Genomic DNA, 19,836 nt, shown 5'->3' with positions numbered 1-19,836 from the left:
GTAGCTTAACGCTGAGTAAATTAGCGTGCAAATTAAAACGTTAAAGTCATATTTTTAATAGCGCGTGATTGCTGGGCTTTAATATAACTTTGGTTTGCGAACTCACCCGAAATACTACCTAGTCGTTCACGCTTTACACTAACTGTTAAACTACACGTTTTACTTTGATCTACTTGCGAGCTGCTAAACATATCTAAGCTTTGCAAATCTATTTCAAGGCGCGAAGTACTAAGCGCAAAAAGCATTGATTGTAAAAGTGTTTCATTATTATTGTTAGTGCAGCTACTGCTAAGTTCTACTTGACTAGTACTATTGGGATCAGTGCCATCTAACTGAACTGTAAGGGGACTATTAATACTAAAAGTTTGGTTGTTACTCGGGGTTAAAATAATAAAATTTAAAGGTAGTTCCACACCTGAATTCGCATTTATGCCATCGTCTCGTTTAAATTTTATATCAAACTGTTGGTTATCATCAGTAGCATTTATATACGCTTGGTAATCAACGTCTAAAAAGTCGGTATCTTTTGTAAGTACAATAGCAGTGTTATTAACAACAGCTTGCAATGAGTCGCTATCGCTTAAAATAATGTTTGAGCCATTAGCATCTCCCGCATTTAGCTCTGCGTTAACACGCGTGCGGTTACCGTCAGAAATCAGTTCAAAGCCTGCCCAAATTCCTTTTGTTTTTACTAAATTCGACTCTGTTTCTGTTGTACAGGCGCATAATAATAAAATTAAAGCAGTTGTGGTAATGCACTTTTTAAGCATGTTAGCTCCTTTTAACCACTGAATTAGCTATAAGTAATTGTTTAATTGCGGATATACCTGGTAAATATATTAAGTGTATTTGTGCATTGTTACACAACACACTATCTGTAAATGTTTAAAATTGTTAATGGTTGTGAGTAAAATGATAACATTAAGTTTTAAAAGTCAGCCTGCTAAGAGGTTGCTTGATAAATGACTACTATTTAGCGTTAAATGTAATATAAAAGAGTATGTTACAATCAAGCCAAAGCATATCTTCATATTGAGTATTATGGCGCAGTATATTGCTACTCCAAGTTGGCTAGGCCGTTTTTTTACCCGTATTAAACACGTAACTATTGAACAAGAGCGCCTTGTTGTGCATTTTAGAAGTGCTCCCGCACGGACATTTTTAATTAAAGACTTTGATAATTACTCAATACTTAAAAATCGTTTATTTAGCGCCAAAATTAATTTGTGTGATAGTAGCAATACATCAATTAGTTTTTTAAACAAAGCACAAGCTAAGTCTTTAAATACCGCCCTTAATACGCAATTTTCAGCCATGCTTGAGCAAAAAGTAAATAACGCCAAGGCTTTGCTAAAGCGTTATGCTTTAGATGAGTTTTTACGTGATAGTTCCATGAAAATACTTAATAACGAAGTATTTTTACTTGCTAAACAATACGCTCAAAGTACAAATACATGGCAACAACACTTATCGCCAAGCAGTATTAAATTTTTAAATATACTGAGCTCCACACCCAATACTCACGATGCAATCGCACAGCTGCGCCATAAATATGAAAAAAAACAGCTAACTCTTAAAAATGACTTTTTTAATCAAGTAGAGTCAAATCCATTAACAACAGAGCAGCGCTTAGCGGTTATACGCGATAACGATAAAAACCTAGTATTAGCGGCAGCAGGCACAGGTAAAACATCTGTGATGGTCGCAAAATCGTTAGATCTAATAGCGTGTGATATTGCCAAGCCTGAGCAAATTTTGGTGCTGGCCTATAATAAAACAGCAGCAAATGAGCTTAAAGAGCGCTTTATTAAACGCGCCACGTATGCAAAATTGCATACCAAAGCACCGACTATTTTAACGTTTCATGCGCTTGGGCTTAAATTATTACAAAGTGCTAAAAAGCCAATCGAATTGTCAAAATTTGCAACCGACCCAGTTCAATTAAATAGTTGGTTAACTGGGTGGGTAAGTAAAAAAATACAAACCGAGCCACAGTTTTTAAAAACATTTGTAGATTTACTCCATGAGCCGATTGATATATTTAGCTTTAAAGATAATGCACAGTACGAGCGATACGTACGCGATAACGAATACCGTAGCCTTGCGGGTCATAAAGTAAAAAGTTATCAGGAAGTGCTTATTTCAAACTGGCTACATTTGAATTGCGTGGCGCACAGTTATGAGGTGAATTATCACTTTAATCAAGGCGCAGAGCTAAGTGGGCAATACCAACCAGACTTTTATATACCTCAATACGATATTTACTTAGAGCACTTTGGCATTGATAGGCAAGGGAATACTCGTGCCGATATAGATAAAAAACACTATAACGAGCAAATTGCATTTAAGCGTAAGTTACATAAACAAAATGGCACCACTTTACTCGAAACCTTTCATTACAACTGGGTAGAAGGAAAGCTAGAGCAAACTCTCGCTAAACAATTAAAGCAGCATAATGTTGAATTAACATCTTTAAGTAACGACGAAATATTTCATACTTTAAATAACTCAGGACAGTTACAGCAAGGCATTGATAAGTACATAAAATGCTTACAAGCTATTCGAGTGGAGCAACTAAGTAATAAGCAAATAGCGCAGCGCATCAAGCAAAGTGGTATTAAAAACTATCAACAATATGCAAACTTGTTAGTGCAAATTCATGACGCTTATATAAATGAACTAAGCACGCAAAATGCCATTGATTTTGACGACATGATTATTCAAGCAACAAAGGCGATAGTAAGCGGAGATTTTAATATTCCATGGAGCCACATTTTAGTTGATGAGTTTCAAGATATATCAAGTGCGCGTATGGTTTTTTTAAATGCCATATTAAAATATGGCAAAGGAATACGCTTTACTGCGGTAGGTGATGACTGGCAAGCAATTTATCGGTTCTCGGGTGGTAATTTAGCGCTTACTACACGCTTTAATGAATTAGTGGGCAGCCACTCACTTACTATGTTGCAAAAAACATTTAGATATAACAATAGTATTAGTGATGTAGCGGGGCGCTTTGTAATGCAAAACCCTGAGCAATATAAAAAGCAGATCAGCACACATACGCAAGTAACCACACCACAAGTTATTTTGTTAGACGATTTATACCAAGGCACTAAATCGATAGAAATAAAAGTACAGCAGAGCATAAGCACTATTCAAAAAAACGATGCATCAGCGAGCATTGCCATACTTAGTCGATACCGATACATGTTAAATAGCGTGCAGCAGCATTTAAAAGATAAAAAGCATACAAACCCTCTTTATTTTTGGACATTGCATAGCGCTAAGGGGCTTGAAGCCGATTACTGTATTATTATTGGTTTTGAACAAGGTAAATTAGGGTTTCCTAGCGATAATCAAAATAACGTCCTGGTGGAGTCGTTATTACCAGTGCAAGATGAATTCACTCACTCAGAAGAAAGGCGTTTGCTTTATGTAGGTATTACGCGCGCAAAACATAAAGCGTATTTAATTGCAGACCCTTATGCATGCTCAGCGTTTGTAAAAGAACTAGTAAATGACGATTATCCTATTCAAATCGGCTCCACGTTGTTTAACAAGTCGCAACTAAAGCAAAGAGAGTGTAATACGTGCAGCGACGGATTAATTGTGCCAAAAACGGGTCAGTATGGTGATTATTATAGCTGTACTAATACGCAGATTTGCGTAACTAAACTACGAGTGTGTAAAAGCTGTAGTAGCCCATCAGTTGATAAAAGCACGTATTCACAATGTGTGAATACAGAGTGTAAAACGCAGCATCCAATTTGTGAAAAGTGTGGTCGCGAAATGCGTAAACGTAAATCTAAGCACGGTGAATTTTTAGGGTGCAGTGGTTTCGCGCTTAAAGAGGATAACTGTAAAAACACTCGAAAAATGAATGTTTAATGGCTAACGAGCAGGTTTACACCTGTCTATTTTATAGAACAATGTAAATAGAAATTATATTCATTTGATTGATTTTAACAAGTTATCAATGTCTAATAGAAGAATGAGCTTTAACTGTTGTTTATTATGCATTTTTTCAATAGGTTCTTTTTATTAAACGATCACTATTCAGCCCCTGATCAGGTTGCTAATTGGCGAGTAAGTGCACTGCGCATTATTCTATCATTAGTAATGGTGTTATGTTTTGCTGTGGTGTGCCACACGTACGCAAGCGCTATTGAGTTTAACTTAATTTATATTGTTGTATTAACAAGCAGTTTTTTTGCGACTGTATGCGGTTTGCTTATAGCAAGTAAGCGTTTTTATCACTTCAGCGCTCATGTACTTTTAGTAGCCATTGTAGCTGCTAGCGTGTCAATGAACTTATTTTTAACAGACCTAGAGCTTGCTAAAGTGGGCTCTATGTATATGTATTCCTGCCCAATAATAGCACTTATGCTACTTGGTTATAGAACAGCCCTTGCTTATGGCGTATTAAATATTGTACCGTTTTATATGATCATCAATAACGTTGATGTATCGGGCTTAACTGGCATTGCTCAGCAACTTCCCGATGCCAGCTTATACATTACAGGGCTAATATTCTTATTTTTTAACATTTGTATTCCCCTTGCTGTAGCACGCACAATTGTGGCTGCTAAGCGTTTAAACAAAACAATGATAAGCGCTAATACACACCTTAAAGATAAAAATGAGCTTTATCGAAGCCTGTTCACCGAATCAAATAAAGCCAAAATTATTGTTGACGAAAATCTTGTCATTACTGATTTTAATCAACACGCTATTGATATGTTTGGTATAAAAAAAGAATTAAAAGAAGAATGCGTTAACCTTTCTCATTTATTTCCTACTTTAGTTTTTGACGCCCCTAATGCTCAAAATAAAATTGTGAAGTACAAAAAAAGCTATTTTAAAGCCTGCTACCAACAAATAACAATGAGTACTAACTACCGTGTATACGACTTTTACGATTGCACGCAAGAACAGCTCATTAAACAAAATTTATCGATGATGGAACAAGAAAATAAACGTTTACGCTTTAGAGACTCGCAAACAAAACTACCTAATAGAGAATGGTTTGAGCTACAATGCGACAGATTAACAAGCAAATACCAAAAAGGTTTTTTTATCGTTGTTACCCAAAGTGCAAATAGTGAATACTTAAATTTAAAGCTCACTAAAGCCGACTCTCAAGCATTACTTATTAATGCGTACAAGCGTTTAAAGGCGATGGCAGATGGGCCGTTGTTGTGTGCCCATATAGGAGTAGGAAAGCTTGCTTTTATAATTGGCGCAAACTCGCAAAACGAGCTTGAAGATAAGCTATTAATGCAAATAAAAAATACATTAGATAAAACTTATAATGTGTTTGGCACTAAGTGTCAGCAATCATTTTTATTTGGTTTTGCAAAGTATCCTGATCACGGAAAAAACAGCACAACAGTACTTAGCAATGCGTGCGAAGCACTTAAAGTTGCAAACTGTAATATGCCTCTAAGTGGTTATAACGAAAAACAATCACAAGCTTTTATCGAAAAATACGAAATTTCGATGTTATTAGATGAAGCGCTTCAGCAGGGCGATTTGTCGGTACACTATCAACCTAAAGTAGATGCAACGGGTAAATGTATAGGGCTTGAAGCTTTAGCGCGTTGGAACAGTCCTATACTAGGTAATGTGTCGCCAGTGGTATTTATTCCTATTGCCGAAGAATACAGAATGGTCAGTAGGTTAACCGATCTGATTATTCAAAAAGTCTGCGCTCAAATTTCCAATTGGACTAAGGCGGGTTTACCGAGTGTGCCGGTGGCAATAAATATATCTCTAATTGATTTTAGCCAAACCGATTTTATGTCAAAACTGGTTAAATACCTTGCCGACTTCAACGTAAAGCCACCTCAAATAGAGTTAGAACTGACTGAAACTTCTCTTGAGGCAAACCAAGCGCATTCGCTAAAGCTTATGCAAACACTGCAATCGTGGGGTTTTACTATTTCGGTTGATGATTTTGGAGTGGGGTATTCTAATATTGCACGCCTTGCCGATTACCCTATTAACAAGCTCAAGTTAGATCGCTCATTAATCAGCCAAGTAACAAGCTCTACGCGTCAAAAAAGTTTAGTTAAAGCGGTGCACGTTATGTGTGAAGAGCTTGATATTAAGTGTGTAGCCGAAGGAGTAGAAACCCAAGAGCAAGTAGCAATAATGGCGCAAATGGGGTGTAAAGAATTTCAGGGCTTTTACTTTGCGAAACCAATGTCAGCCGAAAATTTTGCAGAGCATGTTAGCCGCCATGGCTTAGTGTTTAACCCCAAAGAGATGACGGCTCAACTTTAAATGTATAGCAGGTATTTTATTACCTAGTTACAGAGCTGTTGGGCGTTTATAGTTATTTCGCACTGATGAATAACTCCTGCTCCCCAATGCTGTATATCTGATTGAGCAGTACAGCCTGCATCTTCAATTAAAGCAGTATTGGCATCACATAAAAGTAGCACTGCGTTATCATCTTGTACGTTTACAATAAGCGTGTATTCCCCAAAAGGTGCAAGTTTGCTTAAATCGTTATTAACAGCGGCTTTTAATAACTCATCAGTTGTTGAATAGGATGTTTCACTAAATTTTAGTGTGCCATCAACGGCTGTAGCAATATCTTTTAATTGTGAGGCTAAGTCGGCCATCACTTCTGGATTGTTTTTTTTAGGAGTGTAGCAACCGCTAAGTAATACTATGAGGCTTATATAAAGTAAGTGTTTCATTTTATTGGCTCCATACCGTCATCGTGTTGTGTTCATCGTAGCCTGTATCTAGGTTCCAATTTTTAATTGCACTGTAATCAGTATCTAAAAATACGGCATTGGCAATAATGGTTATGTAGTGCTGAATGTTACTAACGGCAAAGTCAAAAATATCGTTGTAATGCATAGGCTCGTGCGGCGTTTTTAGATGTTCAATAAAAGTGGGGTCTACTTCGTTTGGGCGAGGATAAAACAAGCCTAAATTAGCAGCAACATGGCGTGCACAGGCAAATAATCGATAGCTTTCTTCAACATTATTTACTACAAGCTGAAAACCGTTATGCCATGAATTAAAGTTAGGAGCGTGTTGTGCTGCGTAGCTTGGGTGAACCGTTAATAAAGCATGCCGCCAAATTTTTGCAATATCGGTATCAAAATTATCGTCTTTGTTAGTACAAGATCCAATATTTTGTTGCACGCGGTCAGCATAACCTAACTCACCTAAGTTTAAACGTTGCCAAATAAACGCGTCTTGATTCATTTCGCAGGTACGGTGCGCCGTTTGGTTTTGCGCGTAAGGGCCTACTTTTAATTCAACAACCGGATGCACTGTTATATCTGCAGCAACATGGGCCATATAACCGCATAACCAGGAAAAACACTTTTCAAATGCTTCACCTTCAAGTGTTTTACAGTATTCAATCATTGCTTTAAGTAAATCGCTTGTGTGCTCATAGTGCATTAGGTCGGCCCACGCATTTTGGCCAGGCTGCGCTACAGCTAAGTAAGGATAATCGGGGGCTACACAGCCTAGTTCAAGGTATGCTTGGCGTTGGCTTAAAATAAGCTTTGCTTTTTTAGGCATATCCATTTTAGCGAGTGACTTGGTTTGCGTTGCAATATTAACAGCAGTGATGTGCGCAAAAGCACCTGGCATTGTCATATCCTTATGATTTATTAATAAGGGTACAGATTAACATTGAGAGGGGGTTAAATAAAGCCAACTAAATGCAAGTATAGCGGGGTAAACACCTATTAAATTAGCTGCTCAACTAATTGTCCATTCTCGTATAATTTAGCATGTTGACGCTTATGTTCTTCAAATAGGTAAGCTCTTAGTTGCTCTTGACCGCTATGAATTTGCGTTATTTTAGCGGCTATACCTTGCGTGCTTTGCCTTACGGGTTCTATTTCCATCGAAATACTTTGTTTGTTAGGTAAAATAAATTCCATGTGCTGTGATTTATTTAAATGGTTACCTTTTCTGAGGGGTTTTAAAAACATCCCCGTGTTTGATATTGATTCAATTTTAAACCCTTGGCTTTTAATATTTAGCTCACTCCAGCGCCAACTGCGCAGTGTGCCTTGTGTGTCTATTACTTCGGGGGCGGTTAAAATCGGTTTGATTATACCGGCGCTATCAATTTTCAAGTCCAACGGAAACCATAACTGATAGTGTGCAACCTCTGCGAGCAGGGTTAAATTAGCGCTACTAAGTAAGTGAGCAATATTGGCTGGTACTGAACTTTGTAACGTTAAAACGTGACTGTTGTGAGCATGTGACTTTGTATTGGGCTTAAATAACTCAGCAAAAAAATTTATCTCTTCATTAGAAAAGTCCATATTTCATCCCAGTTACATAAAATAATTCACCACCGTAATTTAAACAATGAAATTGGTCAATAAATGCTCCGTTTAAATTTGTTTAGATAATATTTACAAAGCCAGAGGGGCAAACTAAACAATGTATTTAAATGCAGTGCTTAACCCGAACGTTTTTCAGAGACTTGAATTATTTAACATTTATAAAAATATATTTAGGCGCAAGTGGCTAGCTGTTAAACTACAGCACATTAGTTTTATTATTTATATTAGAGTTTACATTATGATATGTGCATTTTTACGTGATCAACAGCCGAAGTTACTGGGTATGGTAGTGGCATTGTTCGGTGCCGGTTTTTCAATAAATGCAGTAGCTCAAGAGCAAAGCCAAACTTTAATTTTAGTGGGGTCAGAGCTTACTACCTGTACTAGCGCCAAGCTTAATAATTGCCAAAAAGAGGCTGTTATTGATGGTAAGTCACATAATTTATATACACTTAGCAGCTCTCAAATAAAAAACATCGCGCAGCATTGGCCTAATAATAATGTTGAGGCAAAAACGGCTGTATTAAAAACACTTAAAACCATACAAAGTAAATCGTCAAATAGCGTATCAAAAACAGATTTACTCTGGCAGTGGCGCGATATAAATAATCAGCAATTAGAAAGTCTAACTCAGCAAGAGTACAACTTTGTATTTGATATGCTAGAAGTACCGCTACTTAATAAAAACGGTGAGCGTGTAAAAGAGCAAGTAAATACCGATTTTAATAATGAGGTTGCGACTAATAATATTTTACAATTTGTGTCGGGCAGTTTAAAAGTTAATAACGCAAAACCAACCATGCTTGCTATTACGGCTTCGAGCCGCGACCCTTATGAGTCGGCAGATGTAGCGCAAAGTCTTTTGGCACAATCAAATATAAACACTCAATGGTTAGCACTAACGCCAGCGCTTGCTAAAGCGATTACGAGTAACTCGTGCGATGAATTACCAGCGCTTAGAAATACATTAATGAATGTGTATAACCGTGAAGTGATTTATCCCGATCGCACAAAGGCCGAATACGCTTTATGTAAAAATGGCACTAATGCACTTGTATCACTTATTAAAAATAGTACCGGTGTGATGTTTAATAGCGGTAATGCAGCATTAACTCATAAGGTATTATTTGATCAAAACAATAACCCATACCCGTGGACGCAAGCATTGCAAACTCGCCCAGTAATTGTAGGTGAAGGAGCCGGTGCTGCAATCCAAAGTAAAGTGACGGGCATGCTTACAAATACGACAAGCCTTGAGGCACTTCGTAAAAGTGAAAATAACACTAATGCTGGTGGGCTGGGCAGTTTTAACTTTGGTGTACTAGATATTCAATTTAGCGAACAAAACCGTACATTTAGGCTTGCAGCAACGCTAAATAAAAACGAAGTGAAAAATACTAAAACAGAGATTCAACATGGATTTGGTATTGATGAAAATACAGCCTTAGTTGTTATTAAATCGCCAGAAGGTAGTTTAATAACCGTAATAGGCAAAAGTGGTGTAGTGCATTTGGCTAACCAAGGTAAAGTCCAACCTGAGAGTAAGAGCTATAGCTATTCGTACTGGCCTACAAGCAGTGTAATTGAAATTACCAATAACACGTTTACCTTAAGCGCACGCACAATAGATGAAGCGTTACCCGCTATAAAAATACCTCCACTGCCAGTGCAGCGTTTTGGCTCAATTTTAACAAATTCAAAACTGCGTTCACTTACTCAAGCTATGTGTTTAAGCCAAGAGCAAAGTGCGGTAGCCCAACAAGACGAGTTTATAATTAGCCTTACAGCAACGAGTGACACGCAGTATCATCGCATCAATGCAAAAGAGTTTGGTTGTGCGCTAAGCAATTTAGAGTTAGCTATAAAGTCGATTTAGTGACTAACCTGAGCCAAGGGTTTAAGTTTTTGGCTCTTCTATATAAAATAGCCACCATAATGATTTAAAAGCCTTACTAAAAGAGTGTCAAAATGAATAAAGAAAATGATGTAATTTCTAGTCTAGCCGAATTAGAAAGCTTTTTATTAAATGTAGAAAACGGCGGTCTTGGCCTTAAGGGTGTTTCGGGCGTTGGTATGGCAACAAACAATAGTGATGGTAGTCGTTTTGTAGCCGTGTTTGACGACCAACAAAAGCTGCTTTTAGCGCGCAGTATTACAGAAGATGTATTCCAAACAGGGCAAGATATGGTACGTAATGGTGTAGGGCGCAAGCACTAGTACTTTAATAAAAAAGCGCTTAGAGCGCTTTTTTATTTTAATTTCAATAAATTGAAATCAAATGCCTTCATATAGATTCCACAAAGGCCACTTCAAGTTAATAACAATTAAATACAACCCCCATCAAAAACCACAAAACTAGCCAGCTAAACTCAGTTTTATTAAGTGCGCTTAGTTAAATAAGATAGTGCTACGGATAAATTGTAGAATCAAAACAGATGGATTTTGGCTATATTTTGAAGAGAAGTTTAACTTATTGATATAGAAGGGGTTTATACCAATTCGCTTAATTAAGTGATCTATTTTTAGGATGGAAAAACGTGTTGATAGCTAGGCAAAAAATTCGCTATTTAGTTGTTCTAAATGAGAATTTTTTAACACAGGTAGCGACACGTTTAGCCCCGCAAAATGATTAAGTATTATTGCGGATTGGTATTAATGGTCGGTATGGAGAGATTCGAACTCTCGACCCCTGCCACCCCATGACAGTGCGCTACCAAGCTGCGCTACATACCGACGTTGTTTGCAATAGTACGTGTATTTTTTTAAAAATCAATAAGCGATTGTTTGTTTGGGTGTTTATTACGCAAGAGGCCTAAAAAGGCGCCCTTGCGGTGTATTAATTAGCTAGTCTTTATTTAGCCACTTTTTGATCGAGTCATACATCTCATCTCGTATTAATGGCTGAGCTTTTTTGTTAGGGTGTAAACTATCGTTTTGCATTAGATCAGATTGGCTGGCAATATCTAGCATAAAAAAGTTCATTAAATGCGCATTTGTCTCTTCGCTAACGCGCGAAAAAGTGTCAGTAAACATTTTACTGTAACGCGGGCCGTAATTAGGGGGAATGTAAATCTCCATTAAGGCGGTCATCGCATTAGCTGCTTGGCTTTTTTGAATAAGAGACGTTAAGTTAGTTTGCATTTTTTTAACTGGGAAACCACGTAAACCGTCATTAGCACCTAGCTCAATAAGTACATGAGTGGGTTCGTATTGCTCAAGCAATGCATCTAAACGGCGTAGGGCTCCACCAGATGTTTCGCCACTAATACTGGCGTTGATAAGTTCAATGTCGGCTTGTTCGTCATCGTATTTATCTTGTAACAATTTTACCCAGCCTTGCTCTTGTTGAAGTCCGTAGGCTGCGCTTAAACTGTCACCGAGTATTAAAATCGTGTTTTCGGCTGCTGCGCTCAGCGGTTTGATAACTAAAAATAAAATGAATACTAAACGAAGGATTGAATGAGTCATATGTCAGCGCTTTCTCAATTAAATATAATTCAGGTTAATGGTTTGTCTAAAATAGTTTCTACCTTTGAAGGTGAGCTGCCCATCCTCAGCGACATCAGCTTTAATGTCAAGCATGGTGAGTCTGTTGCTATTGTTGGCACGTCGGGCTCTGGTAAATCAACGTTACTCAGTTTATTAGCGGGGCTGGATACCGCAAGCAGCGGCGAAATATTTTTAGATGGTGAACCATTACACAATTTAGATGAAGAAGAGCGTGCTGCACTGCGCGCGGCTAAAATTGGATTTGTGTTTCAATCGTTTATGTTAGTACAAAGCTTAACGGCACTTGAAAACGTTATGCTACCAGCAGAGCTTGCTGGCGAAAGTGATGCGAAAGAGCAAGCAATTGCTTTGCTTGAAAAAGTAGGCTTGAGCCATCGAATTGATCATTACCCGTCGCAACTCTCTGGCGGTGAACAGCAACGTGTCGCTATTGCGCGAGCATTTATTGGTACACCTAAAATACTATTTGCTGATGAGCCTTCGGCTAACTTAGACAGCAAAAACGGTAAAATGATTGAATCCTTATTATTTGATTTAAACACGCAACACGGCACTACGCTTATTTTGGTAACTCACGATGAAGGGCTTGCACAAAAATGTGAGCACATTATTCAAATAGAAGCGGGTTTACTGGTAAAAAGCCAAGTAGAGGACGTTGCTAATGTGGGTTAAGTTAGCGCTTAAGTTATTTTCACGAGAATTTCGCCGTGGTGAGCTCACGGTTATAAGCGCAGCTATCGCCCTTGCTGTTTTAACCGTGCTTACACTGTCGATGGTTACTGAGCGAATAGGGCAAAGTATTGCGCAAAAAAGCAGTGCTTTTATTGCAGCAGACCGTGTACTTGCAAGCGACCATGTTCTGGACACCGCTTTTATTACTCAAGCACATAGCCAAAATTTAAAAACGGCGCAAATGGTGTATTTCGACACTATGTTGTTTGCCGATGATGAGATGCAGTTTAGCTCAGTAAAAGCGGCATCTAATGCGTACCCGCTAAAAGGGCAGTTAAAAGTTAAAGATACCCTAACCGGTGAAACTAAAGTTGCTAATAGCGGGCCAACGCCGGGTAATGTGTGGCTAAGTGAGTCGGTATTTTACAGTTTAAATATTGATATAGGCGCGCAAGTAGAGCTTGGCGCGGCATTATTTAATGTTTCAAAAGTTATTGTAGAAGAGCCAGACGCGCCATTTAATGTATTTTCAAGTAGCCGTCGTGTGCTTATTAATATTGACGATGTGGCAAAAACCGAAGTTGTGCAGCCGGGTAGTCGTGTTTATTATCGCCAACTTTATGCAGGTAGTGAGGCCGATATAAATAGCTTTTACGAGTGGCTTAAACCACAAATGAAAGAAAACCAACAATGGTATGGCGTTAAAGACCGCCAATCACCCATTTCAAACAGCTTAAACCGCGCAGAGAGCTTTTTATTACTAGCCGGCTTATTAGGTATTATTTTAGCCGCAGTGGCTATAGCTGTTTCAGCAAAACGTTATTGTGAACGCCAATACGACCCAGTAGCGATGATGAAAACGCTAGGCGGTAGCCGTTCAATGATCCGCAAAATATATATGCTCCATTTATTGCTTGTATGTGCAATGGCGGTAAGTATTGGGCTGTTAATTGGTTATGGCTTGCAAGAAATAGCAACAAGTTACTTATCAAAAAGTATGGGCACAGAGCTGCCTTTAGGTGGCTTTAAACCTTGGCTGGTGGCTATAAGCACCGGCGTAATTTGTGCCGTTATGTTTTCTATTAAACCGTTATTTGATTTATTTGATATTCCACCGCTTAGAGTACTGCGCCGTAACTTAGGTGACAAGTTGGCTGTAAGTCGTGTGCATTTAGGTATGAGTGCGCTAACTGTGTTTTTATTAATGTGGTTATTTAGTAACAACATAAAAATAACGCTTATTTTGTTTATATCAACACTTGCGCTAATTGGTGTGCTGTTTTTAGTATCTAAATTAATATTTGGTGGTGGTCGAAAGCTAGGATTAAAGCCAGGTAATAGTTGGTCGCTTGCAATTGCATCTATCCAAAAGCGTGCAAATGTGAACGCGGTACAGTTAATTAGTTTTTCGTTAGCAATTAAATTACTGCTGTTTTTAGTGGTACTTAAAAACGACATGATATCTGATTGGCAGTCGCAACTTCCAAGCGACGCGCCTAATGCGTTTTTGGTTAATATTACGCAAAATGAGCTTGAGCCAATTAATGAATATTTAGCTCAAAAAGATATTCAGGTATCAGAGTTTTATCCCACTATTCGTGGGCGCGTAAATGCGGTAAACGGCGAGTTGGTAGCACGTTCTGTATCGCTGCAAGACAACGAGAAAAAAGACGAAGAAGCACGTGCAGGTATTGGTCGTGAGCTAAACCTTACATGGCTTAAAGATGTGCCTGACCAAAATGAAGTAACACAAGGCACGTGGTTTGGTGAAAATGCGATGGCTGAGGCTTCAGTAGAGGAGTCGATGCTTGAGCGATTAGATGTTGAGATAGGCGATACGCTTACATTTTTAATTGGTTCGCAGTCGTTCGACGCTAAAATCACCAGTGTGCGCAAAGTAAATTGGGCCACGCTTAAACCTAACTTTTTTATTATTTTAAGCCCTGATGTACTTGCAGATTTTCCCGCAACATATATTTCGTCGGTACGTATAAATCCAGATCAAAAACGTGACTTTAGCCAGTTATTACGTACTTACCCTACTATTACAGCCATTGATATTGATAACTTTGTTAAGCAAATACAAACTACTATTTCGCAAGTATCGCTCGCCATTGGCTTTGTACTTGCAATTGTTGTGCTGTGTGGCGCGCTTGTACTTATATCGCAAGTGCAAGCTAGTTTAGGTGAGCGTATGCAAGAAATTGTAATACTGCGAACGCTTGGGGCTAAAAGCCGATTAATTAAAAACGCGACCCTGTATGAGTTTTTATTACTAGGCGGTTTAGCTGGTTTAGTGGCTGCATTTTTTAGTGATATAGCGCTTTTGATTGTGCAGCAACAAATGTTTGATTTAGCAGGTAAGTTACACCCACATATATGGATTATAGGTCCGGTAGCTGGCGGCGTATTTGTGGCTGGTTTAGGCTATTTAATGATTGCCCGAACACTTAAACAAAATACCCAAGGATTAGTGCGTGCCCTAGGGTAAGCTTAAACTAACATGCTCCTGTAAATGCCCACCTAGTACGTGGGCATTTTTGTTTTTCTTTGTACTGGTAATTTATACAGTGCTCTGGCATTATTAGCGTAATTTAAAAATAATAACAATGGAGCGCTGTTTGGCCATCATTTTAGGGATCGATCCTGGTTCACGTTTGACCGGATATGGTGTTGTTGCCCATCAAGGTTCTAAATTTACATACTTAGGCAGTGGCTGTATTAAGTTAGCCGATCATCCTTTTCCGGTTAGGCTTAAAATGATCTACCAAGGCATTACACAGCTTATTGAGCAGTTTTCGCCAGAAACCTTTGCCATTGAAAAAGTATTTATGGCGCACAACCCCGATTCAGCTTTAAAACTAGGCCAAGCTAGAGGCGCTGCGATTGTTGGCGCTGCAATGGCCGACTTACCCGTATTTGAATACTCAGCTAGGCAAATTAAGCAAGCAGTAGTAGGCAACGGTGGCGCAGATAAAACACAAGTGCAACACATGGTAAAAAATATTTTAAAACTACCCGGTACGCCACAGGCCGATGCAGCTGATGCACTCGCTATTGCGATTTGCCACGCCCACTCAGAACAAAATTTAATTAAACTAGCGGGCAGCGCAAGCAAAACCGTTAGAGGACGTTTAAGGAAATAATTATGATAGGCCGCTTAAATGGTATTTTAGTCGAAAAACAGCCACCAGAAATATTACTCGAAGTAAGTGGTGTAGGTTACGAAGTACAAATGCCGATGACCTGTTTTTACGATTTACCAAAAATTGGTGAAAATGCGATTGTTTACACTCACTTTGTAGTGCGTGAAGATGCTCAACTATTATTTGGTTTTAATAATAAAGTTGAACGTGCCTTGTTTAGAGAGCTATTAAAAGCAAATGGCGTAGGGCCAAAACTTGGCTTAGCTATTTTATCGGGCATGTCGGCAAAACAATTTGTAAGTTGTGTAAATAACGAAGACTCAACATCGCTTGTTAAATTACCCGGTGTAGGTAAAAAAACAGCCGAGCGTTTAGTACTCGAAATGAAAGACAGACTAAAAGATTGGGGCAATGATTTATTTACGCCATTTAGTGACAGCGCAGTAATAGAGCCAATGAGCGATGCGACAATTGCTAATAATGCAGCGGATGATGCCGTATCGGCACTGCTTGCATTAGGTTATAAATTGCCACAAGCTCAAAAAGCAGTAAAATCGATAAGTAAACCCGATATGTCTACTGAGGTTCTTATTAGAGAATCTTTAAAATCTATGTTGTGAGTAACCCATGATTGAAGCGGATCGCTTAATTGATGCGACTGAAAAAACAAATGAAGACTCTATAGATCGTGCAATAAGACCAAAACTTTTAGCCGACTACAGAGGCCAGCCTCATGTTAAGCAGCAAATGGAAATTTTTATTGAAGCTGCCCGAACCCGTGGTGAAGCGCTTGATCATTTATTAATATTTGGCCCACCTGGGCTTGGTAAAACCACGCTTGCAAATATTGTAGCCAATGAGTTACACGTAAGTATTAAAACAACATCAGGCCCTGTACTTGAAAAAGCAGGCGATTTAGCTGCTCTACTTACTAATTTAGAAGAGGGCGATGTACTGTTTATCGATGAAATACACAGGCTAAGCCCGCAAGTTGAAGAAATACTGTATCCCGCAATGGAAGACTACCAGCTTGATATAATGATTGGTGAAGGCCCAGCTGCGCGTTCTATTAAATTAGACTTACCTGCATTTACACTCATTGGTGCAACCACACGAGCAGGCTCGCTTACATCGCCACTGCGTGACCGTTTTGGAATTGTGCAGCGATTAGAGTTTTATTCTGTAGAAGATTTATCGCACATAGTAGGGCGCTCTGCACATTATCTTGGTTTAGAAATGTGTGACGATGGCGCTACCGAAATTGCCCAGCGCTCGCGCGGCACACCACGTATTGCAAACCGCTTATTGCGCCGTGTACGCGATTACACTCAAGTAAAATCTGACGGCACAGTAAACGCCGATGTAGCTAAGCAAGCCCTTGATATGATTGACGTAGATAAAAGTGGTTTTGATTATATGGACCGCAAATATTTACTCGCCATAATCGAAAAATTTATGGGCGGCCCAGTAGGGCTCGACAATGTAGCGGCTGCTATTGGTGAAGAGCGCGAAACAATAGAAGATGTAATAGAGCCATTTTTAATCCAGCAAGGATTTATTCAGCGTACTCCACGCGGGCGCATAGTGTCTGACAGTGCATACCATCACTTTGGTTTACTTCCTAAAAAAGACTAGCCTATATACTTTACTTGCTGTGGTTTATAGCGCAGCAGGTAATTGTTTCAGTATCCCTTTGTTTCAAATTATTATACTCAAAACCTCAACACACTGTTGCAAATGTTATTTCAAAATACTAATACGCTTTATAGTTAACTGTTAATTCACAGGGCGTTAAGACTCGCGAGGCTATCCTGCGTACCATTCAAACTAGTAAGCGAATTACTTATTGTAAATTAGGTAGGGCAATTATTAGTTTATAAATAAAATATGTAGCGCACTAAATTGCAGGCAAAAAAAAGCCCGCAAAAAATGCGGGCAAACAACAAGTTGAAGGAAGTAATCCAGGGGAACTACGTTTTACTAAATTTGGTTTTATCCAGAAAGAGTAAAACAATGTAATACGATAAAATATCCTATTACTAAGAACTTGGCTTAATGAAACTATCTCATTCAGTGCGCTAGCTCGGTATGGGGGAATAATACGTAAGTTTACTTTTTTGTTCAAACTAGAAAATTTGTATTTTCAGATTAGAAAAACTAATTTAGTGAATTTTATTGTTGTTTGAATCTTGTGCGTTAATTAATCGTTAAATTTATAAGCTCATGAAATTTATAACTTAAGTAATTTATTTCGTTATAGCTCGGTATTAGTTTTACTATTACGTGGAGGTGAGGCTTATAGGTTTTGAGTGTTTATGCTCTTATTTTGAATAAACGGCGCATTTTATGACGTTTCATGTATATATTTACGCATATTTATAGTTAGCGAGTTTGTTTTAAAGTTTAAATAAAATACTGAGGCAAAGGGAAATGCTAACTAAAGCTGTTTTTTTAACGTTTTTTGTTGCCTATTCATAGCAATACCGTTGTCAGCTTGAAATGGACTAGATACACTAGATGCAACTTTTGGCCGTGTAAGCGGTCATATTTACACAAATTAACCAATTTGCCGTATTTTGAAATTATTTAGGAGTTTAACGTGGGATCAGGGCTTAATTTTTTAGATCTAATTTTAGAAGCAAGTTTGCTTGTTCAATTAGTAATGTTAGGGCTAGTTGCCATGTCTGTAATGTCGTGGACAATTATATTTCAACGTAAAAAAGCAATATCGGATGCGCTAATAAATGCTAAGAAATTTGAGCAAAAGTTTTGGTCGGGTATTGATTTAAGCAAATTATATAACGAGATATCGTCACGCAGCGGTCAGTCTCAAGGCATTGAAGCTTTGTTTACTTCGGGCTTTAAAGAGTTTGCTCGTCATAAAAAGAATACATTTCAAAGTGCGAGTATTGTTATGGAAGGAACGCACCGCTCTATGCGTGTTGCGCTTTCTCGTGAAATTGAAAAAATGGAATCTAGTCTATCGTTTTTAGCAACAGTAGGTTCTATAAGTCCGTACATCGGTTTGTTTGGTACAGTGTGGGGTATAATGAATGCCTTTATAGCACTAGGTGAAGTTAAGCAAGCTACATTACAAATGGTAGCACCAGGTATTGCAGAGGCACTTATTGCGACTGCTATGGGTTTATTTGCGGCGATCCCTGCTGTTATTGCTTATAACCGTTTTTCAAACAGTGTTGAAAAGCTTGAGTCTCACTATATTAACTTTATGGAAGAGTTTGCTAATATTTTACACCGTCAAGCAGCTACACAAATAGAGGCACAAGCGAATGTATCAGCGTAAAAAGCGCCGTCCGGTCGCAGAGATTAATGTAGTACCTTACATTGATGTAATGTTGGTACTACTTATAATATTTATGGCTACAGCACCGCTTATTACGCATGGTGTAAAAGTTGATTTACCTAAAATGGAAGAGTCTGATTTAGTTGATACTAAAGATACTCCGCCTATTATTGCCTCAATAGATGCACAAGGTAAATATTACGTGAGTGTAGGTACTGATCCAGAAGAGCCTATGGAAGCACTTGATGTGGCTGCGGTTATAAAATTACAGCTAATGAAAAACCCTGACGTGCCGGTAATGATTAAAGGCTCGGGTAAGGTGTCGTATCAAGAAGTATTATTACTAATGGATTTTTTGAAAAATGCAGGCGTACCATCAGTAGGATTAATGACTGAATCCTTTGAGGGGAAGTAGCTGTATGAATAGTTCAGTAGTAAAATCAATAGTACTTCATTTAGGGATTGGTGGATTTTTGTATGCTTCTGCAAATATTCATCCGCCAACACCTAAAGTAATGGAAGTAACGCTTAATTCGGCTATACCTACGCCAGATAAAGCGGTATCAGCCGTTACAGTTGATCAAAAACAAGTTGAGCAAAAAATTGCTGAACTTCAAAAGAAAGAAAAAGATAAAAAAAGTGCTGAAGATAAACGTATCCGTGATTTAGAACGCAGAGCGGCCAATGCACGCAAGCAACGTGAATCAGAAGCACGTAATATTAAAAAGCTAGAGCAAGAGCGTAAAGCTAAAGAGAAAGAAAAAGCGCAAGCCGAGGCAGAAGCTAAAAAAGCACGTGCCATTGAGCAAAAAGAGCGTGCTAAAGCTAAGCAAGCCGAAAAGCAAAAGCAAGAAGCTGAAAACGCAGC

17 protein-coding genes and 1 tRNA gene are annotated in these 19,836 nt (G+C 38.5%); 12 read left to right on the top strand and 6 right to left on the bottom strand.

Going from position 1 to position 19,836, the window contains the following annotated elements:
- Window positions 1-32: 32 nt before the first annotated feature.
- Entirely contained in the window at window positions 33-770 is a 738-nt protein-coding gene (locus tag H5160_RS18940; protein WP_182738355.1) for a hypothetical protein, read from the bottom strand.
- A 271-nt stretch (window positions 771-1,041) separates the two neighbouring features.
- Between H5160_RS18940 and H5160_RS18935 the strand changes: the two genes are divergently transcribed.
- Window positions 1,042-3,891, top strand: coding sequence for a UvrD-helicase domain-containing protein (locus H5160_RS18935; protein WP_182738354.1), 2,850 nt, complete (start codon window positions 1,042-1,044; stop codon window positions 3,889-3,891).
- A 126-nt stretch (window positions 3,892-4,017) separates the two neighbouring features.
- The gene (locus H5160_RS18930) at window positions 4,018-6,288 is read left to right on the top strand and encodes an EAL domain-containing protein (protein ID WP_182738352.1); all 2,271 of its coding nucleotides are present in this window, start codon (window positions 4,018-4,020) and stop codon (window positions 6,286-6,288) included.
- A gap of 23 nt (window positions 6,289-6,311) precedes the next feature.
- Here the strand turns inward: H5160_RS18930 and H5160_RS18925 are convergent, their stop codons facing one another.
- From H5160_RS18925 to H5160_RS18915, 3 genes are all read right to left on the bottom strand, one after another.
- The gene (locus H5160_RS18925; protein WP_002960664.1) at window positions 6,312-6,710 is read right to left on the bottom strand and encodes a hypothetical protein; all 399 of its coding nucleotides are present in this window, start codon (window positions 6,708-6,710) and stop codon (window positions 6,312-6,314) included.
- Between the two features lies 1 nt (window position 6,711).
- The gene (locus tag H5160_RS18920) at window positions 6,712-7,626 is read right to left on the bottom strand and encodes a zinc dependent phospholipase C family protein (protein ID WP_182738350.1); all 915 of its coding nucleotides are present in this window, start codon (window positions 7,624-7,626) and stop codon (window positions 6,712-6,714) included.
- 98 nt (window positions 7,627-7,724) lie between these two features.
- Window positions 7,725-8,312, bottom strand: a complete 588-nt coding sequence (locus H5160_RS18915; RefSeq protein WP_024596834.1) for a hypothetical protein — start codon at window positions 8,310-8,312, stop codon at window positions 7,725-7,727.
- Window positions 8,313-8,574: 262 nt separating this feature from the next.
- Between H5160_RS18915 and H5160_RS18910 the strand changes: the two genes are divergently transcribed.
- Entirely contained in the window at window positions 8,575-10,212 is a 1,638-nt protein-coding gene (locus H5160_RS18910) for a cyanophycinase (RefSeq protein ID WP_182738348.1), read from the top strand.
- Between the two features lie 92 nt (window positions 10,213-10,304).
- The gene (locus H5160_RS18905) at window positions 10,305-10,553 is read left to right on the top strand and encodes a hypothetical protein (RefSeq protein ID WP_002960658.1); all 249 of its coding nucleotides are present in this window, start codon (window positions 10,305-10,307) and stop codon (window positions 10,551-10,553) included.
- A gap of 439 nt (window positions 10,554-10,992) precedes the next feature.
- Here the strand turns inward: H5160_RS18905 and H5160_RS18900 are convergent.
- Both H5160_RS18900 and H5160_RS18895 read right to left on the bottom strand, forming a co-directional pair.
- Window positions 10,993-11,069, bottom strand: a tRNA-Pro gene (locus H5160_RS18900).
- 111 nt (window positions 11,070-11,180) lie between these two features.
- Window positions 11,181-11,804 carry an arylesterase gene (locus H5160_RS18895; RefSeq protein WP_182738346.1) on the bottom strand — a complete coding sequence of 208 codons (624 nt, stop codon included), beginning with the start codon at window positions 11,802-11,804 and terminating at the stop codon, window positions 11,181-11,183.
- Here H5160_RS18895 and H5160_RS18890 point away from each other — a divergent pair, their 5' ends adjacent.
- The 8 genes from H5160_RS18890 to tolA form a co-directional block, all read left to right on the top strand.
- Window positions 11,805-12,518: an ABC transporter ATP-binding protein gene (locus H5160_RS18890; protein WP_154903889.1), complete on the top strand. Its 714-nt coding sequence runs from the start codon at window positions 11,805-11,807 to the stop codon at window positions 12,516-12,518.
- Entirely contained in the window at window positions 12,508-15,009 is a 2,502-nt protein-coding gene (locus H5160_RS18885; RefSeq protein ID WP_182738345.1) for an ABC transporter permease, read from the top strand. The genes H5160_RS18890 and H5160_RS18885 overlap by 11 nt, the downstream gene beginning before the upstream one ends.
- A gap of 130 nt (window positions 15,010-15,139) precedes the next feature.
- Window positions 15,140-15,664 (top strand): crossover junction endodeoxyribonuclease RuvC, encoded by a 525-nt coding sequence (ruvC, locus tag H5160_RS18880; RefSeq protein WP_002960649.1) that lies wholly within the window; start codon window positions 15,140-15,142, stop codon window positions 15,662-15,664.
- A gap of 2 nt (window positions 15,665-15,666) precedes the next feature.
- Entirely contained in the window at window positions 15,667-16,284 is a 618-nt protein-coding gene (gene ruvA, locus H5160_RS18875) for a Holliday junction branch migration protein RuvA (protein ID WP_002960647.1), read from the top strand.
- Between the two features lie 7 nt (window positions 16,285-16,291).
- Complete coding sequence (gene ruvB, locus H5160_RS18870) at window positions 16,292-17,299, top strand: Holliday junction branch migration DNA helicase RuvB (protein ID WP_002960645.1); 1,008 nt, start codon at window positions 16,292-16,294, stop codon at window positions 17,297-17,299.
- A 964-nt stretch (window positions 17,300-18,263) separates the two neighbouring features.
- Window positions 18,264-18,968: a protein TolQ gene (gene tolQ, locus H5160_RS18865; protein WP_002960643.1), complete on the top strand. Its 705-nt coding sequence runs from the start codon at window positions 18,264-18,266 to the stop codon at window positions 18,966-18,968.
- Entirely contained in the window at window positions 18,955-19,383 is a 429-nt protein-coding gene (gene tolR, locus H5160_RS18860) for a protein TolR (RefSeq protein WP_002960641.1), read from the top strand. Before tolQ ends, tolR begins: the two co-directional genes overlap by 14 nt.
- 4 nt (window positions 19,384-19,387) lie before the next feature.
- A partial coding sequence (gene tolA / locus H5160_RS18855; RefSeq protein WP_182738343.1) for a cell envelope integrity protein TolA occupies window positions 19,388-19,836 on the top strand: 449 nt, incomplete at its 3' end.

The organism is Pseudoalteromonas sp. SG43-4 (assembly GCF_014164325.1).
Lineage (GTDB): Bacteria > Pseudomonadota > Gammaproteobacteria > Enterobacterales > Alteromonadaceae > Pseudoalteromonas > Pseudoalteromonas distincta.
This window is presented reverse-complemented; position numbering and strand designations above follow the sequence as displayed.